At 46.6% G+C, this 26,073-nt stretch carries 22 protein-coding genes and 6 tRNA genes; 8 read left to right on the forward strand and 20 right to left on the reverse strand.

All coding sequences use genetic code 11. From position 1 onward, the window contains the following. Positions 1–128: 128 nt before the first annotated feature. Positions 129–2,747 (forward strand): PAS domain-containing protein, encoded by a 2,619-nt coding sequence (locus B5P39_RS10145; protein ID WP_088211415.1) that lies wholly within the window; start codon positions 129–131, stop codon positions 2,745–2,747. A 31-nt stretch (positions 2,748–2,778) separates the two neighbouring features. Here the strand turns inward: B5P39_RS10145 and B5P39_RS10150 are convergent, their stop codons facing one another. The 9 genes from B5P39_RS10150 to B5P39_RS10190 all read right to left on the reverse strand — a co-directional run bounded on the left by B5P39_RS10150 (position 2,779) and on the right by B5P39_RS10190 (position 11,037). Further along, complete coding sequence (locus tag B5P39_RS10150) at positions 2,779–3,744, reverse strand: putative ATP-dependent zinc protease (RefSeq protein ID WP_088211416.1); 966 nt, start codon at positions 3,742–3,744, stop codon at positions 2,779–2,781. Positions 3,745–3,935: 191 nt separating this feature from the next. Continuing rightward, complete coding sequence (locus tag B5P39_RS10155; protein ID WP_041412987.1) at positions 3,936–4,316, reverse strand: STAS/SEC14 domain-containing protein; 381 nt, start codon at positions 4,314–4,316, stop codon at positions 3,936–3,938. Between the two features lie 373 nt (positions 4,317–4,689). Further along, entirely contained in the window at positions 4,690–5,046 is a 357-nt protein-coding gene (locus tag B5P39_RS10160; RefSeq protein ID WP_011716665.1) for a DUF3802 family protein, read from the reverse strand. Positions 5,047–5,208: 162 nt separating this feature from the next. Then, the gene (locus tag B5P39_RS10165; RefSeq protein WP_011716664.1) at positions 5,209–5,784 is read right to left on the reverse strand and encodes a YceI family protein; all 576 of its coding nucleotides are present in this window, start codon (positions 5,782–5,784) and stop codon (positions 5,209–5,211) included. A 151-nt stretch (positions 5,785–5,935) separates the two neighbouring features. Beyond that, positions 5,936–6,388, reverse strand: a complete 453-nt coding sequence (locus tag B5P39_RS10170; RefSeq protein WP_011716663.1) for a YaiI/YqxD family protein — start codon at positions 6,386–6,388, stop codon at positions 5,936–5,938. An 18-nt stretch (positions 6,389–6,406) separates the two neighbouring features. Next, positions 6,407–7,045 (reverse strand): pyridoxamine 5'-phosphate oxidase, encoded by a 639-nt coding sequence (gene pdxH, locus B5P39_RS10175; RefSeq protein WP_011716662.1) that lies wholly within the window; start codon positions 7,043–7,045, stop codon positions 6,407–6,409. A 228-nt stretch (positions 7,046–7,273) separates the two neighbouring features. Next, positions 7,274–8,209 (reverse strand): adenosylmethionine decarboxylase, encoded by a 936-nt coding sequence (locus tag B5P39_RS10180; RefSeq protein WP_088211417.1) that lies wholly within the window; start codon positions 8,207–8,209, stop codon positions 7,274–7,276. Positions 8,210–8,506: 297 nt separating this feature from the next. Next, positions 8,507–10,420, reverse strand: a complete 1,914-nt coding sequence (gene speA, locus B5P39_RS10185; RefSeq protein WP_011716660.1) for a biosynthetic arginine decarboxylase — start codon at positions 10,418–10,420, stop codon at positions 8,507–8,509. A 464-nt stretch (positions 10,421–10,884) separates the two neighbouring features. Continuing rightward, positions 10,885–11,037: a hypothetical protein gene (locus B5P39_RS10190; protein WP_011071981.1), complete on the reverse strand. Its 153-nt coding sequence runs from the start codon at positions 11,035–11,037 to the stop codon at positions 10,885–10,887. 474 nt (positions 11,038–11,511) lie between these two features. On the opposite strand from B5P39_RS10190, the gene B5P39_RS10195 reads away from it, so the two are divergent. The 5 genes from B5P39_RS10195 to B5P39_RS10215 all read left to right on the forward strand — a co-directional run bounded on the left by B5P39_RS10195 (position 11,512) and on the right by B5P39_RS10215 (position 15,664). Continuing rightward, positions 11,512–12,351 (forward strand): CvfB family protein, encoded by an 840-nt coding sequence (locus tag B5P39_RS10195; RefSeq protein ID WP_088211418.1) that lies wholly within the window; start codon positions 11,512–11,514, stop codon positions 12,349–12,351. A gap of 166 nt (positions 12,352–12,517) precedes the next feature. Then, positions 12,518–13,183: a YceH family protein gene (locus tag B5P39_RS10200; RefSeq protein WP_088211419.1), complete on the forward strand. Its 666-nt coding sequence runs from the start codon at positions 12,518–12,520 to the stop codon at positions 13,181–13,183. A gap of 87 nt (positions 13,184–13,270) precedes the next feature. Further along, the gene (locus tag B5P39_RS10205; RefSeq protein WP_088211420.1) at positions 13,271–14,101 is read left to right on the forward strand and encodes an ABC transporter permease subunit; all 831 of its coding nucleotides are present in this window, start codon (positions 13,271–13,273) and stop codon (positions 14,099–14,101) included. Continuing rightward, complete coding sequence (locus B5P39_RS10210; protein ID WP_088211421.1) at positions 14,098–15,006, forward strand: ABC transporter ATP-binding protein; 909 nt, start codon at positions 14,098–14,100, stop codon at positions 15,004–15,006. Before B5P39_RS10205 ends, B5P39_RS10210 begins: the two co-directional genes overlap by 4 nt. 382 nt (positions 15,007–15,388) lie before the next feature. After that, positions 15,389–15,664, forward strand: coding sequence for an HU family DNA-binding protein (locus tag B5P39_RS10215; RefSeq protein WP_088211422.1), 276 nt, complete (start codon positions 15,389–15,391; stop codon positions 15,662–15,664). Between the two features lie 305 nt (positions 15,665–15,969). Here the strand turns inward: B5P39_RS10215 and B5P39_RS10220 are convergent. The 9 genes from B5P39_RS10220 to B5P39_RS10260 all read right to left on the reverse strand — a co-directional run bounded on the left by B5P39_RS10220 (position 15,970) and on the right by B5P39_RS10260 (position 21,220). Further along, positions 15,970–16,056, reverse strand: a tRNA-Leu gene (locus B5P39_RS10220). 131 nt (positions 16,057–16,187) lie between these two features. Continuing rightward, positions 16,188–16,274, reverse strand: a tRNA-Leu gene (locus B5P39_RS10225). A gap of 48 nt (positions 16,275–16,322) precedes the next feature. Continuing rightward, positions 16,323–16,396 (reverse strand) — tRNA-Cys (locus tag B5P39_RS10230). A gap of 20 nt (positions 16,397–16,416) precedes the next feature. Beyond that, positions 16,417–16,492: transfer RNA gene (locus tag B5P39_RS10235), tRNA-Gly, on the reverse strand. Positions 16,493–16,702: 210 nt separating this feature from the next. Beyond that, on the reverse strand, positions 16,703–17,251 hold the full coding sequence (pgsA, locus tag B5P39_RS10240) for a CDP-diacylglycerol--glycerol-3-phosphate 3-phosphatidyltransferase (RefSeq protein WP_088211423.1): 549 nt from the start codon (positions 17,249–17,251) through the stop codon (positions 16,703–16,705). A gap of 47 nt (positions 17,252–17,298) precedes the next feature. Next, positions 17,299–19,128, reverse strand: coding sequence for an excinuclease ABC subunit UvrC (uvrC, locus tag B5P39_RS10245; RefSeq protein ID WP_088211424.1), 1,830 nt, complete (start codon positions 19,126–19,128; stop codon positions 17,299–17,301). A gap of 109 nt (positions 19,129–19,237) precedes the next feature. Beyond that, positions 19,238–19,882, reverse strand: coding sequence for a UvrY/SirA/GacA family response regulator transcription factor (gene uvrY, locus B5P39_RS10250; RefSeq protein ID WP_011622328.1), 645 nt, complete (start codon positions 19,880–19,882; stop codon positions 19,238–19,240). A 511-nt stretch (positions 19,883–20,393) separates the two neighbouring features. Further along, positions 20,394–20,484, reverse strand: a tRNA-Ser gene (locus B5P39_RS10255). A 645-nt stretch (positions 20,485–21,129) separates the two neighbouring features. Further along, a tRNA-Ser gene (locus tag B5P39_RS10260) sits at positions 21,130–21,220 on the reverse strand. Positions 21,221–21,441: 221 nt separating this feature from the next. On the opposite strand from B5P39_RS10260, the gene B5P39_RS10265 reads away from it, so the two are divergent. Beyond that, positions 21,442–23,175, forward strand: a complete 1,734-nt coding sequence (locus tag B5P39_RS10265; RefSeq protein ID WP_088211425.1) for an AAA family ATPase — start codon at positions 21,442–21,444, stop codon at positions 23,173–23,175. Positions 23,176–23,249: 74 nt separating this feature from the next. Continuing rightward, entirely contained in the window at positions 23,250–23,765 is a 516-nt protein-coding gene (gene fabA / locus B5P39_RS10270; protein WP_011625892.1) for a bifunctional 3-hydroxydecanoyl-ACP dehydratase/trans-2-decenoyl-ACP isomerase, read from the forward strand. A 107-nt stretch (positions 23,766–23,872) separates the two neighbouring features. Here fabA and rmf read toward each other — a convergent pair whose 3' ends face one another. Next, complete coding sequence (gene rmf, locus B5P39_RS10275; protein ID WP_011071969.1) at positions 23,873–24,049, reverse strand: ribosome modulation factor; 177 nt, start codon at positions 24,047–24,049, stop codon at positions 23,873–23,875. Between the two features lie 186 nt (positions 24,050–24,235). Beyond that, positions 24,236–26,062, reverse strand: a complete 1,827-nt coding sequence (locus tag B5P39_RS10280) for a DUF3466 family protein (protein WP_088211426.1) — start codon at positions 26,060–26,062, stop codon at positions 24,236–24,238. Positions 26,063–26,073: the final 11 nt, after the last annotated feature.

Here is a 26,073-nt window from a genome sequence, read left to right on the forward strand (position 1 = left end):
TATTTTTAACGACCTCTGTCAATATTTATCACCGAAAGCACTGTGCGAACTTTGATTTAAGCCAATGGCAAATAGGCGAAAAAACGCTAAACTGGCTCCATGATAACGGCATTTGGAATGCGTAGAACATGGATAAACGGCCTCTCATTGAGCCTCAAGCACCGTTAACCCAATGGCAAAAAAGCCTGCCGTTTAAACTCAGCCTGATCCAACTGTTGATCGCCAGCATACTGATCTTCAGCACGGCGTGGGTCATTCTCAACATTCAGACCCAGCAGATCAGTGAGCAACAAACTCTGCTCAATCAAAACCATGGCCAAATCATCATAGCCAAATTGCAGGAAATGACCTCCCAAGTGGAGAATCAGGTCAATGCCATCAGCCAAATCGCCATGCTATACCGTTATGAGCCCGAGCAGCTCAGTAAGAGCATTCCGGTATTACTCTCGATTGAAAATCAAAAGGCGATTATTTCAGGTGGTGGGATTTGGCCCGAGCCAGGGGCATTTGACCGGCAAAAGTTTCGCGATAGCTTATTCTGGTCACACAATATTCACGGCGAATTAGTCGCCATCAACAGCTATAACGACGACAGCTTTCCAAGCTACCACACCGAAGAATGGTATCGGCCAACCCGCTATTTTCCCGTGGGAAAAATATTTTGGTCTAAATCCTATGTCGACCCGACTACCCATGAACCGATGGTGACTGCATCGGGTGCAATGTGGATGGAACATCAGTTTATTGGGGCGGCCACCACGGATATCAGCCTTGAAAAACTTAGTCAGCTCCTACGCAATACCATGCTCGATGTGAGCGGCTATGTGATAGCCCTCGACCATCAAAACCAAATCTTGGCCTCGCCGAATAGCGATATTTTACCGCAATCTTCGCAAAATCCACCCCATACGCTACAAACCTTCGACGAGTTAGCAAAAACAGAGGCGGCCTTTAGCCCAATCGCCTCGGCACTGCACTTCGCCGACCGCAGTTTTATCGAACAAGCCGTGGCTGAGCGCGTATTTACCCAAGAGCAAATGGATAACCTCACCCGCCTAAGCGGGGACAGTGAACGGGAGATGCTCTCTGCCATCGTCAATGACAATGCTAAGAGCCAGTTCTCGAGCCCAAGGCGGATAGCCTCGGTTTCATTAACTATGGACCCCATCCTCAAGGGCCCCTCGCTGGTGTCGGTGTTTTTAATGCCCCACACCTACTGGAAAATTCTCGTCGTCACGCCCATTGCCCCCTTACAGGACACGGCCAAAAAACTTATCGAAAAAGTCGGGCTCTCCCTAGTGTTAATTCAGATGCTCGGCCTTATCCTACTGTTTTTACTGCAACATCGACTGATTATCGCCCCCATTATGGAGATGGTGCAGGCACTCAAACGCAATGATTCGGCCTCTATCGAATTAAAAGCCAAGGAGCGACATGATGAGGTCGGTTTGTTAGCAAAAAGCTTTTTATCCCGCACCCAACAGCTTGAAGTCGCCATGGCCAGTTTAGACGCCAGTAATCTCGCGCTCGAGCAGCAATTGCTAACCCAACAACATTTTCAGCAGGAGTTGAGTCAACGCAAGGAGCAATTAAGATCCCTGCTCGACTTCTCATCTACCATCATCTATATCAAAGACTTAAATGGCCGATACACCTTAGTGAACAACAAATACTGCGAAGTTTTAGGAATTGAGCGGCGCAAGATCATCGGGGCGACGGACTTTGATCTGTTCCCAAACTCACTCGCACAGCAGTATCAACAGAACGACCAAAGGGTCACCCATAGCCACGAGGCCCTGCATTTCGAAGAAGTCATTCCTTCTCTTCGCGGCGAGCTTATCTATCAAATGAGTAAATTCGACATTCGCGACGATGAGGATAATTCCTTGGGTGTCGGCGCTATTGGTTTTAATGTGGACTTGAGAAAACGCCAAGAAAAAGAACAAGAAAAGCTGCTGCAATCGCAATTAAGCCTGCTTAAAGAGCAGCAGCACAAGACCCAACTCTCGCAGCAAGAAAACAGCCAGCTCAGGGAACAACTCGCGGCGATTCAAGATGAGATCAATCAGCAAATCCAACTCAACTTGAGCAAACAGCAAAGTCAGAAACTGATGCAGAACTTCCTAGCCGATGTCATGAGCCAAATGATGCTCGAGCAGGACAAACTCCTCGCTCAGATCTGCCAAGTGCGCAGTAATCAGGATGACAGCCATCAAGTCCAAGTGGTGCAACTGATGAGCCAGCAGGCGGCGAGACTCAGGCACATATCGCAGCTGTTTACCGATCAGCATAGTGAGATACGCCCGCTGCATTTAGCCCAGTTTATCAATCAATTACTGAGCTTATTGCAGCCACAATTGTTGAAAACTCAGGTTAAGGTCAAACTAGAGTGCGACGAGCAATTGGTGGTCGATGGCAATGCTTGGCAATATTTGCAGTTTTTCTATCGACTTATCAACAACACCTTGCACCATGCCTTTAAAGAGCATAATCAAGACAGAACCTTAGTGTTAACACTCGAGAAAAAAGACGGTGAGTTGTACATGCAGCTTAAGGACAATGGTGTTGGGATACCAATCGCACATCTTGAGCAGCTAAGACAGGAAATGCAACAAAACCAATGTATTGGCACACTGACTTGCATTAACCTTTGGATAAAAGAAGAATTACATGGCGAGCTAAAGGTAGAGAGTGAGCTCAATCGTGGCACTCTGATTGGGTGCCACTGGCCATTATCTGCGATATAGCCACGGCTATAGGCAAACCGATTGAGAGAGACTAGTCGCTCGACTTATCAAGGGTCACATCCACCAGATAATGACCCTGAAGCCAGTTACGGCCAATCAAGAGTTTATTGGACATCTGACTGCGATCCTTAAGATTCACTTTGACGGGATACTCCAATCCCGGCTCACCTAAGGTCAGTTCGACCATATAACGCACTTCACTCCCCTGCGCGTTCCGGATAAGCGAGGTATCGACAATCCGTGCCCTTAACCGCTTTTCCTCACCACGCTCATTTTCGGTGGTGAAATTAAGCCACTTGCCGATGTTGTTATCCATATTGGTTGGATCTTCATCGTCAATCTTGATGTCGACCGCATGCAGGGAATTTTCAACCGCGCCGGTATCGATGCGCGTTTTGAAGGTCAACTCTGCCTCTTTCACATTGATAAAAGCCGTCGGGCCAATCAGACGTTTCTCGGCCACATCGACAACATAACGTCCCGCTAACCAATTACGGCCGATCAGTAATTTGTAATCCATATGGCTTCGGTCACGTAGGTTAACGGCAACCAGACGATGCTGGCCCTCAAAACCAATATCTAACTCCACCAGATAGCGTACTTCACTGCCTTGAGCGTTATTCACTGTGGTGGTCTTTAAAATTTTCGCAGCTAAGCGCCGCTGCTCACCCGCCTCATTTTCGGTGGTAAAGTGTAGCGTTTTACCTATGTTATCCTGCATCTTGTCGGATGCACCGCCTTCAACTTGCAGATCGATGGCATGCAAGGAGGTATTCGCCGCGCCCGTATCAATTCTTGCCTGAAAATCCAGCTGTGCGGCGATGAGGCGCATCTTCTCCGATTGACCAATTATCGCCTTAGTGTCAGCAGATACCGCGCTCTTAGCTGTCATTTGCGCCTCTTCGCTGACTTTGCCGCAGCCAGCAAGACTCAAACTTACGATAATGGCGCCTAGCAATAATGTAGTGCAGCGACCGACATTTTGATGTTGTAACATCCTCACTCCTTATCTGAACGATGACGGGTCAGCCACATTGAGTCCCCATCACCTTGGTCGATGTTGGGGCTAGTGATAGCACAAAAGCACAGGAAAAGAGTCGAAAAACACTAAGCCGAGGGTAAATACAGCATTTAAGCCAATGAATAGATAAGGAATAGTCACAAGTTAACACACTATGGTTACAGCCGTTACACCTCAGCCACTTTCGCTTCGTCTAACCAAGCCTTCGCCAAGGCGCGCTCATGTTCGCTAAAAACCTTCACCGGACAGGGCAACATAAAAGCCAATGTATTGACCATTGCACCAAGGCTTTGCATGTCCGCAATCATCACCACCCGCGAGAAATCACTAAAATGAAACACACTGAGTAAAGCATCATCCCAGAGTGCACCCACGGTAATACCAATAAAGTCTGGGCTGAACTCGTACCATAAGCGAAGGCTTGCATGATCCTGCAACTTAGCCTCAATCGCGGGAAGCAGTAAGGCTTCGATATCTTCATGGGTGACTTGGCCCGATACTACTATTGTCAGCATATCTTCGGCATAGCTTGGACGTATGGTTAGCATCATGCATCTCCCTTTACAGCGCACTAGAAAATACGGCTATAGAGTAAAGATATACCCTGTTAATGAAGATGCTTGAAAAATGGGAATTATTTTACTCAAACATGGGGAAACTGATGCGATAGCGGGTGTTATACGAAGTGAAATGGTATGGTTTGCAAAGGTTGCGCGCGAGCATAGCACTATGCTAGGTAGGCGAAGCTCCATTAACTTCGCACCTTTAAGACCTGAGCGAAAGCATCGACTGGCGACACTCAACAATTCACTGAGCCTATGTAATGAGCTCGATATCAAATAATGAAGGAAATAACGAACCAACGGATAGGACTAGCCCAAGTAACAAGGTTAATCCTAAGGTTAAGCTTAGGCGAAGGTATTACACATGGACTTGAATTTTCGCAATTTCTTGATCGAATAAATTCTTGATAAGGCCTGAAAACTCAGTGATAAACAGCGTCTGCTCTGGCGTGGCTCTATGATTTGCCACTGAGGCTAAGATTTCCTCAAGATCGTACACAATCGCATCGACCTCACGGATAATGGTATTGCGTTCGGCAAAAGAGAGGGAAGGATTTTGGCCGCAAACCATAATAATCTGTGCGGATAATTGCTCTTCAAACAACTCCATCACAGTATCATCGGACACATTTTGGGTATCAGGCGTTTCAAACAAGCCAAGATGCTCAGTCAAATACTGGATCAAATGCATGTAACCGTCTTTATCTGTGACCATTTTTTACCCTTCACACACCAAAATCTATCGCCAAAGGCGATACTGAAAAAAAACAAAACCCACCTATAAAGTGGTCGATATAAAGATTTGCACGTCAGCCACTCACTAACCATATCTCGAACTGGAGAGCTGACGTATTGATCTAAGCCAATCTTATCGCTGTTACTTTGTTAAGGTTAGTACAAACGACACAGGAACGGCTTGGCTAATACTAGATAAACCCGCGATATCACGCAATTTATCCACACCCGAGACCAAATCGAATTCGTTAGCATTGACTATTATCGGCTGAAAACTGCTAACCATCAGTTTATTATCAGATACTTTGGTTAAAATTACCGAAAAAGTTTTCGTTTGTTGTTTGCCATGGAGGGAAATTTTCCCATCGATGTCAGCAACCTTGGACTCACCCACGGCAAGATCTTTGAGCATCTTGGTATCCACCTGCGAGCTTAATTTCAACTCGGGATACAAGGACACCTCAAACAACAGGTTTTGCATACGCTCATCGCGTACCTCAATACCAGTTGCCACGCCGACCAAAGGAATGGTTAATTCAAATTGACCATTATCTTTAAGTACACCATTGAGTTGCTTAAAGTGGTGAACTTCAGCGATATCACCCTTTTTTACCGATACAAAACTGACCCGAGAATCCTGCTCCATCACTTGCCACTGGGCCGCACAACTAAAACTAACCAGCGTCGATAATGCCGCGATTCCTATCCATTTTTTCATTGTATCTATCCTCAATCAGTGAGTTTAAAGGCAAGACAGTCACCCGATAACACGCGCGTAACCGCCAAATCACTCAGACAATCTGTGACAAAGATCACCTAAGTCTCGCTAAAGATACTCTTTTTCTTAATTAGCGACCAGTTAACTATCGTTAAACTCGCACCAACCACTTATCTAAACTATTGGCAAAAGCCTGTTTATCCGCCGCCGATAACGCATCTGGGCCACCCGTGTGTACGCCCGATGAACGTAAATCTTCCATAAAATCGCGCATCGTCAATTTTTGGCGAATATTGTCAGTGGTGTAGAGTTCGCCGCGGGGATTGAGCGCCAGCGCCCCCTTTTCAATCACTTGCGCCGCTAACGGGATATCGGCGGTGATCACTAAATGCGTTGGCTCAACATGGTTGACAATGTATTGATCTGCCACATCAAAGCCTGAGCCGACACGCACTTGGCTGATATAGGGCGACGGCGGCACCCGAAGCATTTGGTTCGCCACCAGCACTAACGGTAGTGATTTACGCTCAGCCGCGCGAAATAAAATCTCTTTAATCGGGTTTGGGCAGGCATCGGCATCGACCCAAATCTTATACTGTCCCACGCTTACGCTCCTAGCCAATTAAGGTGCTAAACGGTCAATGACCCATTCATCCGCTTGGCGAGTGTAGAGGAAGCGGTCATGCAATCTGTGCTCCCCGCCCTGCCAAAACTCGATACTCGAGGGCTTAACCAAGTAGCCGCCCCAAAAACTCGGTAATGGCACATCGCCCTTGGCAAATTTGGCTTTCATCTCAAAGAACTTGCCTTCGAGTACTTGTCGCGCGCTCAGTTTACTCGATTGCTGTGACACCCAAGCGGCAATCTGGCTATCCTTGGGACGGGTCATAAAGTATTTCAGCACTTCGGCAGTAGAGAGTGGCTGCGCCTCACCGAGAATCGATACTTGGCGTTCAATCGGATGCCAAGGGAAATGCAGGCTCACTTTATTGTTGGTTGCGATCTGCTGCGCCTTACGACTGCCTAGGTTAGTGAAGAAAACAAATCCCGTGTCATCGAAACGCTTTAATAACACTATCCGCTGGTAGGGCTGACCATGCTCATCGACTGTGGCGACACACATCGCAGTGGGATCGCTGAGCTCAGCATCGCGAGCTTGCGTCATCCATAACTCGAATAGCTGCATGGGATTTTGAGGTAAATCGGCGCGTCTTAAGCCGCCTTTGGTGTATTCGCGGCGAATATCACTGAGATCTGTCATAGGGTTTCCTTTTACAAGCGCACAATGATTGCCATCGGTGCAATCCGCTGATAAAGCAAGTTTACCATGCCTTACTCGCAATTCGCTGCTCTGTTATTAAGCCATCAATAAAAAAGCCAAGGCAGTAAACCTTAGCTTTTTAATTGATAATCCAACGCTTAAGTAGGGTACTGAGATAGTACTAAGATGGACTAAAGCGGCGCAGGCTAAACTCACTAAAGTTTGCCACTACATAAACTCGGGCTGTAACACTTGGGTTTCAAGCTGTTGGTAATGACTAAAGGTGATCTCCCCTCCAAATGCTGTGGTGACCACGGCTTGGCCAAGACACAGATGCTCAGGGAATCCTTCGGTAAGGATAGGCTGATTAAAACTAATCAAATCCCAACTGATTGGAGAGAATAAATCCACTAGCCGCGCCACGACGGGCTGGGGGTAATTAGCTAAATCGAGATTAGTCTCGAAGCTCACATAGGAGTGCTCCCCTTGCCCCAGAGATGGCGTGATATGTAAGGTAACATAGTCTGTCCCACGTATCGCATTCAACGAAAACCCAGCAGGTTGAAAACAGTGCATATCAAACTGAAAATCGCCGAAAAGTTGCTGAAATTCAAGCCGCTGATAAATCCCCTGCTCAGTTTGTGTCGGTTGCTTGAGATAATCGGCAAGCTCGCCACGGATGTGGTACATCATCAATTCAAGACAAGTCTCGGTTGAGGATACAGTTTGCTTGTCAGTACAAAACAGATAGTGGTGATGTGAGTCTAAATGGCCCACTCGAAAGGCTTTGCCAGGGATCAGGGTCCGCAATTTCGCGATATCGTCCACAAAGCTCGTGCTTTGTCGCTGGGCTTGGTATTCATTCTTGCGCTGATAACAGAGTGCGGCGATGTGCTCCACGCCTAAGGCGTTGATAAAATGGCAGGCAGCATCCACTAAGGTGCTATTACCGCAGGTGAGTAGCAGAATTTTATCATCCCAGACGAACAAACTGGATTCACTCAGTAGATAGGCATCGCAGGCAGGATTACTGATTGTGGACAAGATTTCCGCATTGGCGCAGGCCACTAAGGTTGACCAAAAGCCGTACTCTCGTTGGCGTAGTGACGCCATATTGGGAGTGAGTCTGATCTCAAGCTTTTTTTCCGCGCCTTCAAAAAACATCAAGCCGTACGCCTCATCTTATCCCTGTGTTTGGGCATCTATTGGTATTGCAATCCTTCATGCCTCACAGTCAATGCAGACTTAAGTGAACGCACGCATTTTAAGACTGATACTCCATCAATTTTGCGCGGCTATTTTTACACGACTCACGCCGCAATAAAACCACCGAGCTTGCTTTTACAAGATTTCAGCCTTACAAAGCACTCACGCTTATAACTCGCTAGCAAAAACAATAGGCTATGAAAAACAAAAGTCAGCCTAAGTGTCCCTAGGCTGACTTTTTTAACACATTCAATATTAAGAAAAATCTTCTAAATAAGTGTAACCTTTTAGGCCCACTTGCAGTTCTTCTAAAATCTGGGCGCGTTCTTCTTCGGCAATGTGCTGATTCACTAACTCTTCGTAAGTACGCATAAAGTCAACGGCATCTAAGTTAACATAGCGCAGTACGTCAGCAACCGTATCACCGGCAAGAACCGACTCAATGTTGGTCATGCCGTTCTCTTCGATGCTCACCACCGCAGAGTTGGTATCACCAAACAGGTTGTGCATATCACCTAAGATCTCTTGATAGGCGCCGACCATAAAGAAGCCCATCAGATAAGGACTTTCAGCGCTCCAAGCCGGTACTGGCAGTGTGGTTTCAATCCCTTGACCGTCTACGTATTGGTCAACAATACCGTCAGAGTCACAGGTGATATCCAGCATCACGGCGCGGCGCTCTGGTGCCTTGTCTAAACCTGACAGTGGCAGCACTGGGAACACCTGATCGATACCCCAAGCATCCGGTAACGATTGGAATAATGAGAAGTTAACGAAGAACTTATCGGCTAACTTTTCATTTAACTCATCGATAATCGGTCTGTGGTAACGGTTTTTGGTGCTTAACAAACCTTGCACTTCGTGGCATACACGCAGGTTAGCCTGCTCAGCCCACGCACGTTCTGCCAAGCTTAATTGGCCCAAGGCAAACAGCGATTGCGCTTCTTGCAGGTCACTTTGGCTATCGTGGTAAATCTCAATCAAAGCACGTTGATCGGCGCGGCCGCTAATCTCGGTCCAAGATTGCCACATGTTGTGCAGCAGCTGTGGCGACTCTTCCGCAGGTGGTTGGATTTCTTCTACCTGATAGGCTTCAGTACCAATCACATCGGTGATCAACACAGCGTGGTGCGCCGTTAAGTGACGGCCAGATTCTGAAATTATACGTGGCATTGGTTGCTCGTATTCATTACAGATATCGGTAAGCACGTTGACGATGTTGTTCGCGTATTCGCTTAAGCCATAGTTCATCGAGTTGTTACTTTGGCTACGGGTACCGTCGTAATCCACCGCTAAACCACCGCCGACGTCGAAGCAGTTAATGCTGGCGCCTAACTCTCGTAATTCACAGTAGAAACGCGCCGCTTCGCTCACACCTTGACGAATATCGCGGATATTGGCGATTTGCGAACCTAAGTGGAAGTGCAGTAACTGCAGAGAATCTAACATATCCTCTTGTTTTAACTGATCAACCACGGTCAGAATTTGCGCTGCTGATAAACCGAATTTCGATTTTTCACCGCCGCTGGCTTGCCACTTGCCTTTACCTTGGAATGCAAGGCGAGCACGTAGACCTAAGCGAGGTTTCACCCCTAAACGCTTAGACTCGGCCAACACCATCTTCAGCTCAGACAGTTTTTCTAAAACGATGTAGACCTTATGGCCTAACTTTTCACCAATTAAGGCTAAACGAATGTATTCGTTATCTTTGTAACCGTTACATACGATCACTGAACTGGCTTTTTGCGCCATGGCCAACACGGCCATTAATTCTGGCTTACTGCCGGCTTCTAGGCCTAATTGTGGAACTTCTTTTGATGCTTGGCTCGCAAGGATCTCTTCTACCACAGTTTTTTGTTGGTTTACTTTAATGGGGTAAACCAGCAAATAGTCCGCCTGATACTCATATTTTTGTATCGCTTGGTCGAATGCTTGGCACAAACTGTTCACTCTGTGGTGCAGAATTTGCGGGAAACGAACTAATACAGGTAAAGCGACCCCTGCTTTAACCATGTCTTTTGCTAGCTCATTTAAGCCAATCTTGTGATCAGGATTCTTAGGATCCGGCGACACTGTCACCTCACCTTGGTCGCTGATCCCATAAAACCCTTGGCTCCAGTGGGTAACGTTGTACCCAGCACGAGCAGCATCAATAGACCAATCATTCATTTTTATTTAGCCCGTCTATAAAAAAATGGGTTAAACGGCCACTGCATTCTTGCACGACCGCCCGTTCGACAAACCCAGGTAAAACAAATATTTACCTGACATACAATTAGGATGAACTCACCCTATTTAATGCAGCAAAATCAACCCAGCTTAGGTGACATTGATGCGTTTTTCCTTAACGCGCCGGGGTAGACCCCAGATTCTTATTACTTTAGCGATGGTAGGAGACGGCAATTCATATCACCCTTTATCGCCAAGGTTTCTCACCAATGGCATTAACCTTAGCGCGCTTTGAGGTTAAAAAACACCCAAAACCCTAACGTTAGGCGTCGCATCACAGCTCAAGACCCAAAATTCACTAACAAGGGGTTTTAAGCATGTCTACAACAACAGGTAACACTAAAGGAACAACATTACATATTAAGCGGCTAGGCAAGACCGAGCGCACCTAATAACAGGCAAGATTATTGTAACAGGGGACTGTTGGCTTCTTCGCGGCCAGAATTGATACGGATTAACGTGAGATGTTTAAGGCTGGTATCGTCATAGGGCACAACGATTGAGCGCTGACATTGTGATGCTTTTAGGCAAAGAGCAAAAAATGGATGCTTGTGCATTAGCTAAACAATTCCTCTTAACCCCATGTAACCATTATAAATTGTACGTTACACGGTTAATGACCTGTGAACCATAAAACCATTACAACTCACGTAATATTTGTCATGTCTGTAACGAGCGAAGTCGTTAAACGGCGCAATTAAACCGCGCAATGTCACAGATTGCAAGCAAGAATCTCATTTAATATTTTTCATTAAAATATAACAAACACCCCATTAACAGGAATGGCATCCACACGCAGGGTTAATCTCAACAAATTAATGACTTAGAGAATAATCCTACTTTTAATACGTTCAATATTTTTTAATAGGCTTGCAGAATAAATGGCTAACAATCTCAGCGTCGGCATGATTTTTAACGGCTATTAAGCCATTAATCCTAAAGTGCAAACCTAAAAGCCGAACTGGAAGCTGCCGTTTACGGATAAAGCGGTTATAATCACCGCCGAATGACATCTATAGATAGAGAGCTACATGGTACAGATAGGAAAAACCTGCAAACTTGAGGTGGTAAAACAAGTCAGCTTCGGTGTGTATTTAAATGCCCTCGAATTTGGCCAAGTGTTACTGCCCAACAAAGCCACCCCAAAAGATTGCCAAGTCGGTGACTGGCTGGAGGTATTTTTATATCTGGACTCTGAAGATATCGTCATTGCCACAACGCGCAAACCGCTTGCGCAAGTCGGTGAGTTTGCCTATCTAAAAGCCGTGGCAACGGGTCCCTACGGGGCATTTTTAGACTGGGGATTAGATAAAGATCTACTGCTGCCCTTTGGCGAGCAGCATAAGCCCATCGAAGAAGGCCGCTCTTACCTCGTCTACGTGCATGTTAACCGCGCGGATGAACGTATTGTTGCCTCATCTAAAATCGATAAGTTCCTCGATAAAACCCCAGCTCAGTACGAAGTGGGTCAACAGGTTGACTTATATATTGGTGGCACCACAGATTTAGGCTACAAAGCCATTATTAACCATGCCCACTGGGGTGTGATTTACCAAAATGAAGTGTTCCAAAAGCTGCGTTTTGGCCAAAGAGTTAAAGGCTTTATCAAACAAGTGCGCCGCGATGGCAAAATCGATCTGGTCTTGCAGCAAGGCAGTAAGCAAGAGCTCGATAAGCACGCACACATTATCTTAGTAAAACTCAAGCAAGCGGGTGGCTTCTTACCGCTGACCGATAAAACCGATGCCGAAGTGATTTACGAGCAACTCGGCATGAGTAAAAAAGCCTTCAAGAAGAGCATCGGCGGCCTGTTTAAAGCGGGCAAATTAAGTATCGACGATGATGGCTTACGCCTGACGGAAGCAGACTGATTAGGCAGAATAGTCAACCGAATACGGGACTTAGCACTCTCTCGCCCCCATGTTAGTGCTTTATTTGTACAAATAGTTTGCCTTAAACCTCAGTTTACCGACAAGCGCTAGGATATTAAGCATGGCTCTGTTATAACAAAGCCATGCTTTTTTCTTTGGAGCTTATATGGAACTCACGTTACACGAAGCCAGAGTTATCGGTTGCCTACTTGAAAAAGAAGTCACCACCCCAGAGCAATATCCTCTTTCACTCAATGCCCTGACCCTCGCCTGTAATCAAAAAACCAGCCGCGATCCCGTATTGGACTTAAGCGAAGCGCAGGTTCAAGATGCCCTCGATTCATTGAATAAAAAGCGCTTAATCAGCGAACAATCCGGCTTTGGTAGCCGAGTCGTCAAATATAAGCACAGATTCTGCAACACCGAATTTAGCGAGTTACAACTTTCCAGCGCGGCGGTAGCCATCGTCTGTTTGCTGCTGCTTCGCGGCCCACAAACGCCGGGCGAATTGCGTACCCGCAGCAACAGGCTGCATGACTTTAAAGATGTGCTCGAAGTGGAAGCCTGTATTAAGCAATTGATGGAGCGAGATAAACCCGTGCTAGCCCAACTGCCACGGGAGCCGGGTAAGCGTGAATGCCGTTATACTGAGCTGTTCTCCCAAGGCGCGGAGCAAATTAGCGCCGCGTCATTCACCAGTGCCACCAATGCAGATGTACACCCGTTAAACGAGCAGGATAGACAACAACTGGAAGCGAGAGTCACGCAGCTTGAAGAGCAAGTGGCTGAACTTAAAGATAAGTTAGACTCACTTATCGCTTCTTTATCCTAACCGCGCCGCGGACGACTTTCGCGAATGGTCGCTCTTCATGATGACTAACGTGAAAGTTTGTCCGCCCACTCACTGACGAGACAGCGAATGACACCGAACGCTCCCAGTACATTCAACAACATGCTTTTGATCGCTGGCTTTGAATGTCGAAAATTTCTCTTTAACCTTCGCGGGATTATCGCCCTGGTCGCCTTTGCATTAGTGTGGGGCATACTATTGCTCTACCCCATCCAAGGCGCTTCGACCCTATTGATGCAGCCCAATATCAAAGATTTGATCGACGGCCTCTTAGGCAACCAAGCACTCAATGTACTGTTTGACTGGCCCGTGGCGGAAATGGCCATCTTCTGGTGCTTTGCGCTGTATCTGTTTCCAATGTTCAGTATTTTGATTGCCGCCGATCAGTTTTCCTCAGACAAAACCCGCGGCACATTGCGCTTCTATACCCTAAGAACCAGCAAAGACAGCCTACTCTTCGGCCGCTTCTTGGGGCAAATATTGATCCAAGGCCTACTGATCTTATTGACCATCCTCGCCACCATAGCGCTGGCACTCACTCGCGATATCGGGTTGTTATTACCTGCATTCACGTCGGGGGCCTTGGTCGGTGTCAACTTGCTTATCGTGATTTTACCCTTTACCGCGGTCATGACCTTATTGTCCCTCTATGCCAACACGGCAAGACAGGCCATGGTGCTCGCCACCATCTTGTGGACGGTCGTCTCGATTGCACTATTGATTTTGGGTAATCAATCCAGCTTATTTGAAGGCTTACAATGGATATTGCCGGGCGCTCAACTGTCGAACATGGTCAACACCAATGGACTCAATAGCTTTGCCTACGCACCTATTCCCCTATTACAAACCGCATTCGCCCTCTTCCTTGGCCGCGTTTATATCCAAAGGAGTCAACTATGATCCTCATTCAATGCCAAGGACTGTCCAAACACTATGGCAGTAAAAAAGCGCTCAATAACGTTAACTTAACCCTCGAAGCGGGAGCGCCGATCGCCTTGGTAGGCCCTAACGGTGCAGGTAAAACCACACTGTTTAGCCTGTTCTGTGGTTACCTCACCCCAAGCGCGGGCACGGTGCGTATTCTGGGAGAAGCGCCCAATAGTCCAGCATTATTAGGCCAAATTGCCGCCCTGCCACAGGATGCAACGCTCGATCCCAATTTAACCATTATCAGCCAGTTAAGCTTCTTTGCGCGTCTTCAAGGGATGGATAGCAAGCAGGCAAATCAAGAAGCCCTGCGAGTACTGAATTTAGTTGACTTAGCCGAGGTGGCGCAGCAAAAGCCACCGAGTCTAAGCCATGGGATGAGTAAACGTGTGGCGATTGCTCAAGCCTTAATCGGCTCGCCTAAGCTGGTATTACTAGATGAACCCACCGCAGGACTCGATCCCGCCAATGCCAAGAAAATCCGTGAGCTCGTCAGAACGCTTTCGCCCAGTATCACCTTTGTGATCAGCTCACATAACTTGGACGAGCTCGAAAAGCTCTGTGACCAAGTGTTGTATCTAGATAAAGGTGAGTTGGGCAAATCGATTTCGATGCGCTCATCCAATAGCGGTAGTGATTATCTCACCCTCACGATGGAACACTGCGACAGTGAAACGCTTATCCAAACAGTAGGTCAAATACCCGGTGTAGTGAATATCACCTCAAAACAAGCCCATGTATTTGTGATCCAATTAGATGACACGGCAAATCGCCATTATGAGTTTGAAACCGCCTTACTCGCCCTATTTAAGCTGCAGCATTGGCAATATAAGATGCTGCTGAAAGGACGGACATTGGAAGAGACGTTATTTTCTTAAGCCCGCGATAAGTCCAGCCATAATTCCACCGCTTAAACCAACTCTTACAGCGCCCGCAAGGGCGCTCAGTAAACACAGTGTTGTTTATACACAACGAAAGCAAGCCATTTGCTTACACCCTATCAAAGGTGGAACAGTCGTAACTATCAGTGTTAAAACGCTTTATCGTTTCACGCCCACCTTAGCACTAAACGCCACTAGGCCCACTTAGCCCCTAACGCTGCTTATATGAAGAGTATTTCCGTTTCAAAGAAAAGGTGAGTCACCACCGCTAACCAATAAAGCAGCAGTTAAGCCGCTTTGGTAAAGCTAGGCTTTCAATCTGATCCCGCGCTTGTTATAACTTCCCTTTCCTGCTCTTTCGCTGAATTCAGAGGTTTCAATGAACAAAGCACAACTTATCCAACGTATCGCCACTTCGCTTGAACAGTCCCAGGCCAGCACTAAACCTGTTGTCGAGCAGCTCCTGCAACAGATCCATATCGCCTTAAGCGAAGGTGAGAAAGTCTTCCTGCCGCAATTCGGCACCTTCGAGTTACGTTATCATTTACCTAAATCGGGTCGGAACCCACAAACCGGCGAGACGATGGAGATTGCTGGCTTTAACCAGCCAAGCTTTAAGGCGGCGACAGCGCTAAAGCAAGCGATAAATGAGTAGTATTGTGGATGTGTAAAAATTGCCTCGTGAAAACCACGGGGCTTTTTTATGGGTCAAGGTTAACGATATTACTTTGGCAAGGAGGAAGATGCTCCTGCTGAGTTTGACACTATCAAGTTCAGAGCGCAGAAATAAGAAGATTACAAGGTCAGACTAGAGCCTGTAATAAAAGTGGCTGACAGAGCACCAGAGGCTATAGATGAGAAGATAAAAAGTCGCTGTAAAACAAAACGAAAATATCAATGCTGTAAATGCAAAAAAGCCCCGACTGATGTCGGGGCTTATTTACTATTCACTAAGAATAATGGTACCCGAGGCCAGACTTGAACTGGCACGCTGTTACCAGCGAGGGATTTTAAATCCCTTGTGTCTACCGATTCCACCACTCGGGCAAACTCTGAATATCGCAAGCACAGCTATTGATATTGTTAACTCTTTGCTTCGTTATTTTACTTATATTTCAAAAAAATAAGTAACGAAGTTTAACGATTCAGCTCGCTTTGAGCTGTCACCATTATAATAATGGTACCCGAGGCCAGACTTGAACTGGCACGCTGTTACCAGCGAGGGATTTTAAATCCCTTGTGTCTACCGATTCCACCACTCGGGCAAACTCTTTATATTAACGACGGGAATCGTGTCATTAATATCTTAATTATGGAGGCGCGACCCGGAGTCGAACCGAGATCGACGGATTTGCAATCCGCAGCATAGCCATTCTGCCATCGCGCCATTTTTCCAATCATTTAGATTGGAGCGACATATCGGGTTCGAACCGATGACCTATACCTTGGCAAGGTATCGCTCTACCAACTGAGCTAATGTCGCATTTCGATTTCACACTCACTCAAAAAACAAGGCATCGTATTCACCTTGCCAACTGAGCTTATGTTGCATCTCGTAGAGTTAAGATTTTGTTTTCACTTCGTCTCTCGTCTACGGGGAGGCATTCTACCTATTTACCATGCAGTGTCAACCGCTGTTTTATCGATAACTTACTGCTTGCGCACTAAATAATCTCTTTGATCTTTTATTGTGCTATTCGGCCGTTAAATCTTTCCAAGCGGCTAAAATGTAGCTCATCATTGACCAGAAGGTTAACACTGCAGCGATATATAACAGCACAAATGCCGCGGTGATCATGAGAGGGTTGTATTGCCAGATCAGGCCAATAATCGCCACCATCTGCGCCGCCGTTTTATATTTGCCGATCCAAGAAACCGCAACCGTCCCGCGCTTACCTAATTCGGCCATCCATTCACGCAGGGCTGAAATCACAATTTCGCGACCAATCATAAACAGTGCCGGCAAGGTTAACCAAATATCGGCATATTGATCCACCAGCAACACCAGCGCGGTGATCACCATTAGTTTATCGGCAACGGGATCGAGAAAAGCCCCAAAACGCGTGAGTTGCTTGAGTTTACGGGCGGCATAGCCATCCAAGGCATCGGTAATGGCGGCAAGCCAAAACACAAATGCAGCAACGAAGGGAGTCCAACTGTACGGCAGATAAAAGAGCACCACGAAGATGGGCAGTAAAAAAAGCCTAAAAAGGGTTAATGCTATAGGTAAGTTAAACGGCATGATCAAACCAGTTAGTCAAAAGCAGCGCCAATCTTGCCTTAAATTTATCACCCTCGCAATGCATCATGAATGGTTTGTGCCATTTCTATGCTAATACCGGGTACTTTCGCTAACTCGGCCACACTCGCGCCCTTCACTTCCTGTAAACCACCAAGATGTTGCAATAACGCCTTGCGCCGCTTAGGACCAATGCCAGGAATCGACTCGAGCGTTGAGGTGTTACGGGTTTTCTGGCGACGATTACGATGGCCAGTAATCGCAAAGCGGTGGGACTCATCGCGAATATGTTGAATAAGGTGCAGCGCTGGCGAGTCATCTTCAAGGGAAAAGCTCGTTTCAGTGTCGCCAAAGATTAAGGTTTCAAGCCCGGGTTTACGGCTCTCCCCCTTTGCCACCCCAATCAGTTGCGGCGCTTTATCTAAATTGACGAATTTCTCATCCACTATTTGCTGGGCGATACGCAGCTGACCCAAGCCACCGTCGATAAATAAGATGTCAGGAATTTTGCCGCTGGCATCGATTTTATCAAATCGGCGACTAATAGCTTGTTTCATCGCGGCATAATCATCGCCAGGCGTAATGCCTTCGATATTGTAGCGGCGGTATTCGGCTTTATGGGGCCCCTCGCGATTAAACACCACGCAGGAGGCTACCGTGCTCTCCCCCATAGTATGGCTGATATCGAAACACTCCATCCGCTGAATTGGCGCATTAAGCTCGAGGATCTCCTCCAGCAAGACAAAACGCTGTTCAACGGTGTTTTTATGGGACAGACGCGTCATCACCGCATTGGTGGCATTGGTCAGTGCAAGGCGCAAAAAGCTTGCCCTGTCGGCGCGCACATTGGTTTTGATGCTGAACTTTTTATTTAACGCCTCAGACACCGCCGCCTCTAACTCATGCAATTCTTCAAAGTGATGGCTTATCACCACTTCCTTAGGAATTGTGCGTTGAATATCGGCATTTAAATAAAACTGTAATAGGAAGGAACGTAAGACTTCTTCGATATCCGTTTGCGCGGGCACCGTTGGATAATAGCTGCGGCTACCAAAAATTTTACCTTCGCGGATAAATAATAGGTGAAAGCAGGCAATGCCCGAAGCGTAGTGCACACCGATAACATCCATATCCCCGGTATTGCCCGAGACCTCTTGCTGCTCGGCCACGCGGCGCAGCGCCATAATTTGATCGCGAAAGCGCGCGGCTTGCTCATAGGCTTGCTGCTCGGCGGCCTCTTCCATCCTAGCCACGAGTTCACTGATGACTTGCTTGTCTTTGCCCTTCAGGAACAGACTGGCGAGTTTAACCTGCTCGTCATACTCCGCATTACTGACCTTACCGACGCAAGGTGCACTGCAACGGGATAACTGGTACTGCAGGCAGGGACGAGTGCGGGATTTATAATAGAGATCATCACACTGGCGGATAGGAAACAGCTTTTGCATCAAGTGCAAACTTTCACGCACCGCGCCGCCATTGGGATAAGGCCCAAAGTAATAGCCCTTCTCCCGCTGCGGCCCGCGATGGTATGCGAGGCGTGGATGCTCATGTTGACTCAAGAAAATATAAGGGTATGACTTATCGTCCCGCAGTAACACATTGTATTTGGGCATGTACTGCTTGATATAGTCATTCTCAAGCAGCAGCGCATCGGTCTCGCTGTGGGTCAGCGTCACATCGATATGATGGATATGGGACACCAGCGCTTGGGTTTTCACATTCCCAAGGTTTTTACGGAAATAGGAGGATAAGCGCTTCTTAAGATCTTTGGCTTTACCCACATAGATGACGTCGCCTTTGACGTCATACATGCGATAAACTCCGGCAGAGGATGAGACTGTGCGTAAAAAACTCTGGGCGTTAAAACCTGTCGACATCGTTATACACCCACTCTTTGACTCACTGTCTTCAACACAACTTGATAAATCGTCTTCACACTCACTGCTAACACTTAATTAATGTTAGATTCATTGACACAAGCGGCCACTAGAAATGGCCAGCGTCTAACATTTTATAACGGATCGCTAAACGGGTCAGCTCCACATCACCACTGATCCCTAGTTTGGCAAACAAGCGATAACGGTAACTGTTAACGGTTTTTGGGCTAAGGTTGAGCTGCTCAGAAATATCATTGACCTTTTCACCATTGGTGATCATCAACATAATTTGTAGCTCACGCTCAGACAAGGCTTTAAACGGATTCTCATCGGCAGGGTTGAATTGGCTCAATGCCATTTGCTGGGCAATTTCTGGGGATAAATAACGCTGACCACGGGAAACCTGACGTATCGCTTGCAGTACTTCGGGAGGTGTCGCCCCTTTGGTTAAATAACCGGACGCGCCCGCCTGCATCACTTTACTGGGGAAAGGATCTTCAGTATGCACAGTTAACACAATAATCTTGGCATGGGGCTGATAACGTAAAATTTTACGCGTGGCTTCAAGCCCTCCCATCCCCGGCATATTCATGTCCATTAAGATGACATCGGCTTCATTTTGTCTCGCCCACTGTACCGCGGTTTCGCCATCAGGTGCTTCTCCCACGACTTTGATCCCACGTTCATCCTCTAAGATGCGGCGGATCCCAGTTCTTACAAGCTCATGGTCGTCAACTAAATATATCGATATCAACTTTTATCCACCTTTAACCAATGTCGACTAACACAGTGTAGTCAAATCAGAATACCGCAACCGGAATATAGGTTATCAGGGTAATTTAGCCCAACAATGGCATTTCGCAAAGCATAAAATGAATATTGTTAACTAGATGATATTTAAAGGAACAACGGACTCATTAACCCAGTTTAAATTCTGCACTTAAGGCGCTGCGGGTTTCGGTATTCACGGCAAATAACCAAGTGTGTGCTCAACGCCGCAAGTTTTAAACACCATAGAATGGAAGGCTAAAATACAAAGGACCGCGAATTGTTTAGCGGTCTTTGGATTGCATTTGACGGAGAAGCAGCACTTAGCATGAGAACCTCTGGGATTCAAATGATATTAACTAACAGCCATTATTGCTGATGGTTTATCTGTGGAATATTGCGGAGGTGCTGCGCTGAGAATAAGGAACCCTGGGGTTCAAATTCCGAAATGCCAAAAACAAAAAAGCCATCATTGCTGATGGCTTTTCCGTAGAATATGGCGGAGGAGCAGGGATTTGAACCCTGGGTGGGCTATAAACCCACGCCGGTTTTCAAGACCGGTGCATTAAACCACTCTGCCACCCCTCCGAACGAGCGAGATAATAGCTATCTCCCCTCTGGTTGTAAACCTAAATTTATTATTAATTGAATTGATTGGCGATTTGATACTCAGTCGTCGATAAATCCATCGAATAACGCCTGATCTTCAATCAAAAGCCGTGTTATCCCTAAATTAAGGTTGTACTTATAGCCACTTAGGCCAAAAACGCTGCGCTCAATACACTCGCCCCCCCCATTAACTTCTTTAACTCGACAGCACCTTAAAGTAGCCACTTTATATAGTCGAAATAAAGACTCGATAAAAAGTCACTCAAATCAAAGCGCGCTAAAGGCTTGTGAAGGCAAATTGGCGATGCTGATGACTGAACTCATAAGTGGCTTAGAAGGTAGGTATAAACCCTCAAGGCAAATATAAGTTCATTTAAGACAATGCGAGAGACTGAAGCGAATGCGACCCCATATGAGCCAAGGAAGTACTCAAGCAGGCTCTGTTCAGATGCAGCATTAAATAAAGCACAGGAAGCTTGTGTGGACTTGAATGCAAAAAGGCCGCTAATGACTTAGCGGCCTTTCTAACAAATATGGCGTAGGAGCTGCACTTAGAATGAGGAACCCGGGTTCAAATTGCACAAACAAAAAAGCCATCATTGCTGATGGCTTTTCCGTAAAATATGGCGGAGGAGCAGGGATTTGAACCCTGGGTGGGCTATAAACCCACGCCGGTTTTCAAGACCGGTGCATTAAACCACTCTGCCACCCCTCCGAATGGCGCAAATAATATAAGCATCATCGGTGCTTGTAAACAGCAATTTTTCAATATTGTGTCAAATGCTCATCTTATGTTCACCAAGATGTTTTTTCAGGCAAATTGCCAACAAATTTTCAGCAATATCTGAGTAAACCAACGCAAAAACACCTATACAGTAAGAGACTTGCCGTCTTGGTATGGTAAAATCGCGGTAACTTTTCATGGTAAATGCTTATATGAATTCACTCTTAATACCATCATCCTCACTCGCGCCTGAATTTAACCTTCCTACCTTGCCGCAATCGGCCACAGGGTTAAAAGCCCTGCTTTTAGGGCAAGAACGTGTATTGGATGCCTTTAAGTTACATAACGCCATTGCCGATCAACAGCTCTACCTCGCCGATTTTCCGGGCATCGACCGACAATTAATCATGCAAGCCCTAATGGAAACTGTCGAGCCCTTATCCAGTGCTTATTTAGTGGCGGCTCGGCCTGTAGAAAAAGCCATTCAGTTCCAATGGCAGTATGAAGCGCCGCTCGATAATCAAGGCGCCATTGCCGAGAAAAATGTCAGTTACCGTTACCTGAGTGGCAATATCCGCCGTGCCGATCTTCTCGGTCGCATGGTGCAATCGGCAAATGGCAGCAAATATCAACCCGGTGCACTCGCCCAGTGCCACTATGTGTTTATCTGCGCCGAATCGCTGTGGAAACGCGAAGGCCTATGGGATCTGGTCATGCAAATTCTGACGCAAAAATCGTATCAGATAAGCAGTCACCTCAGCCCTATTCCGCTAAATTGTAAAATCATTCTTATTGGTGCAGGCTTAATCTATAGCCAAGTCCGCTCAGAAGACTGGCAATTTCAGCGCCACTTTAGTTTGCTGGCAGAGCTGGCGAGTGAACTCGATCTGACGCGCTTTAAAGAAGTGCAATATGCCAGTTGGTTACAAGCCGTGGCTCAGAGCGTTGAAGTTGGTTTAGAGCAATCAAGCCTTGCGCCGCTGTTTAGGCACAGCGCGAGGTTGACCGAACATCAACGCCGTTTAAGCCTCTCAATGCTCGATTTTGCCCAATTAATGGCTCAGGCTAAGGTTTATCGCGGCAAAGCCTCTATCAATGCCGCCAGTATTGAACACGCGCTCGAGCAAGCCAACTACCGTCATAACAGCTCTGAGGAATTTTCGGGGCAAAGTTTTGATGACAATTTCATAAATCTGCCAACTGAAGGCGCTATGGTAGGACAGATTAATGGCCTGACTGTGATCGATGCGATTGACCATAGTTACGGCGAACCCGCGCGGATCACCGCAACCGTGCATTATGGTGATGGCGAAGTGGCTGACATTGAAAGAAAGTCCGAGCTGGGTGGCAATATCCACGCCAAAGGCATGATGATCCTTTCTGCCTGTTTGTATCGTATCTTTGGTCGCGATGCACCGTTGCACCTTAATGCCAACATCGTATTCGAGCAGTCCTATCAAGAGATCGATGGCGATAGCGCCTCGCTCGCCGAATATTGCTGTTTGATGTCGGCGATTGCCGAGCAACCGATTATCCAGTCACTCGCGATTACCGGCGCCTTGGATCAATTCGGTAATGTGCAAGCCATTGGCGGCATTAATGAGAAAATTGAAGGCTTCTTTAATCTGTGTGAGCGTCGCGGCTTAACTGGCGAACAGGGCGTGATTATGCCGAAGTCGAACGTTCTGCAGCTTAACCTTGCCCCAAAAGTGATAACAGCTGTAGGCAAAGGACAATTCCATATCTATGCGATTGAGCATATGGACGAAGCGGTGGAGCTGCTGATGCAGATGCCCGCGGGGGTGGCCAATGAAGATAATGACTTCCCAGAAGACTCCTTATACGGCCTAGTGCAAGAACGGCTAGATAAGTTGGCAGGAAATGGCGAAGAGGAGATTAGCTTAATGACGAGGTTACTCGCAAAACTGGGATTATTTCGCCATTAATTAGCTGATCGGAGTTGTTTAGCTTACACGTGTTCGCTAATCTTGGCGGCTCTTATTGCTGGAGTAGTAAAACAATGAATAAAGCAAACAGTTTCAATAAAGAAGAACTCATCGCCTGTGGCCATGGGAATTTATTTGGTCCAAACTCGCCTCGTTTACCCGTCGATAATATGTTGATGATCGACCGGATCATTACTATTAACGATAACGGCGGTGAATTTGGCAAAGGTGAAATTGTTGCTGAACTCGATATTAATCCAGACCTATGGTTCTTTGGCTGTCACTTTATTAGCGACCCAGTGATGCCAGGCTGTTTAGGCTTAGACGCCATGTGGCAATTAGTGGGTTTTTACCTCGGTTGGGAAGGCGCCGAGGGTAAAGGCCGCGCGCTGGGCGTAGGTGAAGTGAAATTTACCGGACAAGTATTACCCGGTGCGAAAAAAGTGACTTACAAGCTAAATATCAAGCGTACTATTCATCGCAAGTTAGTCATGGGTATTGCCGATGCCATCCTTGAAGTGGATGGTCGTCAAATCTATAGCGCGACCGATTTAAAAGTTGGCGTATTTAGCGACACTTCGACCTTCTAATCGCTGCTGTACCCTACACGACTCGATACAAAAATGCCCTCATCTGAGGGCAATTATGCTGCATTACTCTGTCTGTTCTGGGCTATTTAATCCACGAGAAACACTCGTTATTTATTAAATAGCCCATTAACTCGGCCATCCACACCTTCACGCCAACCACCTAACCACTGTGACCGCGAATCAAGATTTGCATAAGGACAAAGCTCTTTAGAGCGGCCCCCAATACCAGCCTGGAATCCTTTGGAAAAAGCTCTGTCTAAACGATCTCGTTTTTGTCTTTTCATGCAAGCGTCCTCTGTTCTACGTGAAATAGAAGCAACAGCTTCATCCATAGAGATAGTGCTTTTCAGCCTCGAGATCAATCAAAAAATCGTCCATTTTATCGACTATTTATTAAACTATTGAGATCATGATTAAAAAAATCGAGGCATTTTGCCTCGATTTTTTGAGTCTGAATTCAAGCTGAAAAATTAGCGAGTGCGGCGACGTAACCAGACTAAAGGTAACGCAAGTAACCAAGCAAGAGAAGCGGCACCTTTACGTTCGTAATTGCCTGTGTCAGTGCTTTCATCCACTGTACAAGCTTCACCATTAGTGGTCGGTTTTAATACAACCATACGCGGAATATAAGCTGTGACTGGGTCACCATTACCACTGAGTTCAAATAGCGGCAAACCATTCTCACCCACAATAACATTACCATCCGAGTCAAACTGATAGGAAGGTTTACGAATAAAGGCAGTACCTACGATAGTGCCATCTTCATTAATGCTTGCGGCTTCAACAACCAGAATATCGCTGTTGTAGCTTAGCACCTTACCAGTGCCATCCTGCACTTCGACCTGATGGCGAGTCCAATTACCATCAGAGCCTTTTTCAAAACCCTTGGATTCACAGGTCAGCAAGTTATTGAGGTTACTGAACTCCCCAGTAGATTTCTCATACAGGAAGCCCGCCTTAGGACGTGGTTTTTCCTTATCATAGGTGGTTTCAATATAACCAACAACTTGACCTTTATTATTGATATCTTTGGGTTTGCTAGATAGGTCCGTGGTAGTTGATGCAAAGTCATTTGGCGTAACATAAGCCACTTCAGGCGTATTGGTATCAAAGTAGAAGAACTTATCACGTAAATATCCTTGGATATAACTACGATAGCTACCAACAAGAATACCGCTGTCATTCACATCGTAGGCGATGGAGCTTGAAATAGAATCACCCATCGGGATCCAATGGTATTGATAGTTACCCTCAGCATCTTTGCTCCAATAGGCTGCGTCCTGACGTAATCTATCGGTATTACCGTTACGGTAAACGTGCGAGCGTCCTGCGACCACACCTTCATTGTTAACACCCAACGCTTGGGCGGTAAAGGTCAGCGTATTGTCACTGGCCGGAGTTAACCCTAAAGGTAAAGCGGTTCCCGTTGCAGCACCATTGTCCAGTTGCCATACATAAGCACGGGTTTGGTACTGAATATTGCGTGTACCTTGAGCATTAGGGTATTGCTCGCGTTGAATACACACATCTAACGGTAACGTATTATCTGTGCCTAAACAGTAGGCTACGCGGTCGCCACCGTATTTGCTGATATCGGTACTAGCATAACCAACAACCAAATTATTGTTGTTAACCGCCGTCGCCGCCGACCAACCGCCTAACTCAACCGTTTTATCATCCTTCACGTACTGAGTGTAAGGTGGCAGTAATGGGATTTCGCTATCGCCTACTTTGGCTACACCGCGATACTCATAATCACGGTAATACCAGTAATCAGTCGTATCATCTGTAGTTGCGGTATTTTCCGTCTTCTTTTCAGGGGCCGTCATGCTGCCCACTTTCACGCCGGCATCGTTGATGCCGTAGTAAAAAGTATCGACAGAGTTAACTACCGAAGTATCGCTGGGTGGTGTAGTGCCGTTGATACTATCGAAGGTCGGTAACCATGCACCAGCGGCAGCATTTTGCGCAGCAACAAAAGCAAAGTTATTGGCAACAATAGCTTCTGTAATGGAGTAAGTAATGGTTTCCTCAGGGGCAATACCATCTTCAACGTCGATAACCCCACCTTCCACATCAGAAGTACTGAGTTTTTTCTTACCTTTAGCGATACCGACTAACTCATCGTTGGCATTCACGCCCAAGGCATAACCGTTTCGTGTGCCTTCGAGCGTACCTTGCAGATCATAATTATCAAGATTAACAATTTCATATACGGGTGCGGCATGGGCACTGTGTAATACGCCAAGGACACCTAAGGCAACCAAGGAGAGGGCTTTATCCAACTTTGACTTCATTAATTCTATTC

The organism is Shewanella sp. Shew256 (assembly GCF_002196695.1).
GTDB classification, from domain to species: domain Bacteria; phylum Pseudomonadota; class Gammaproteobacteria; order Enterobacterales; family Shewanellaceae; genus Shewanella; species Shewanella mangrovisoli.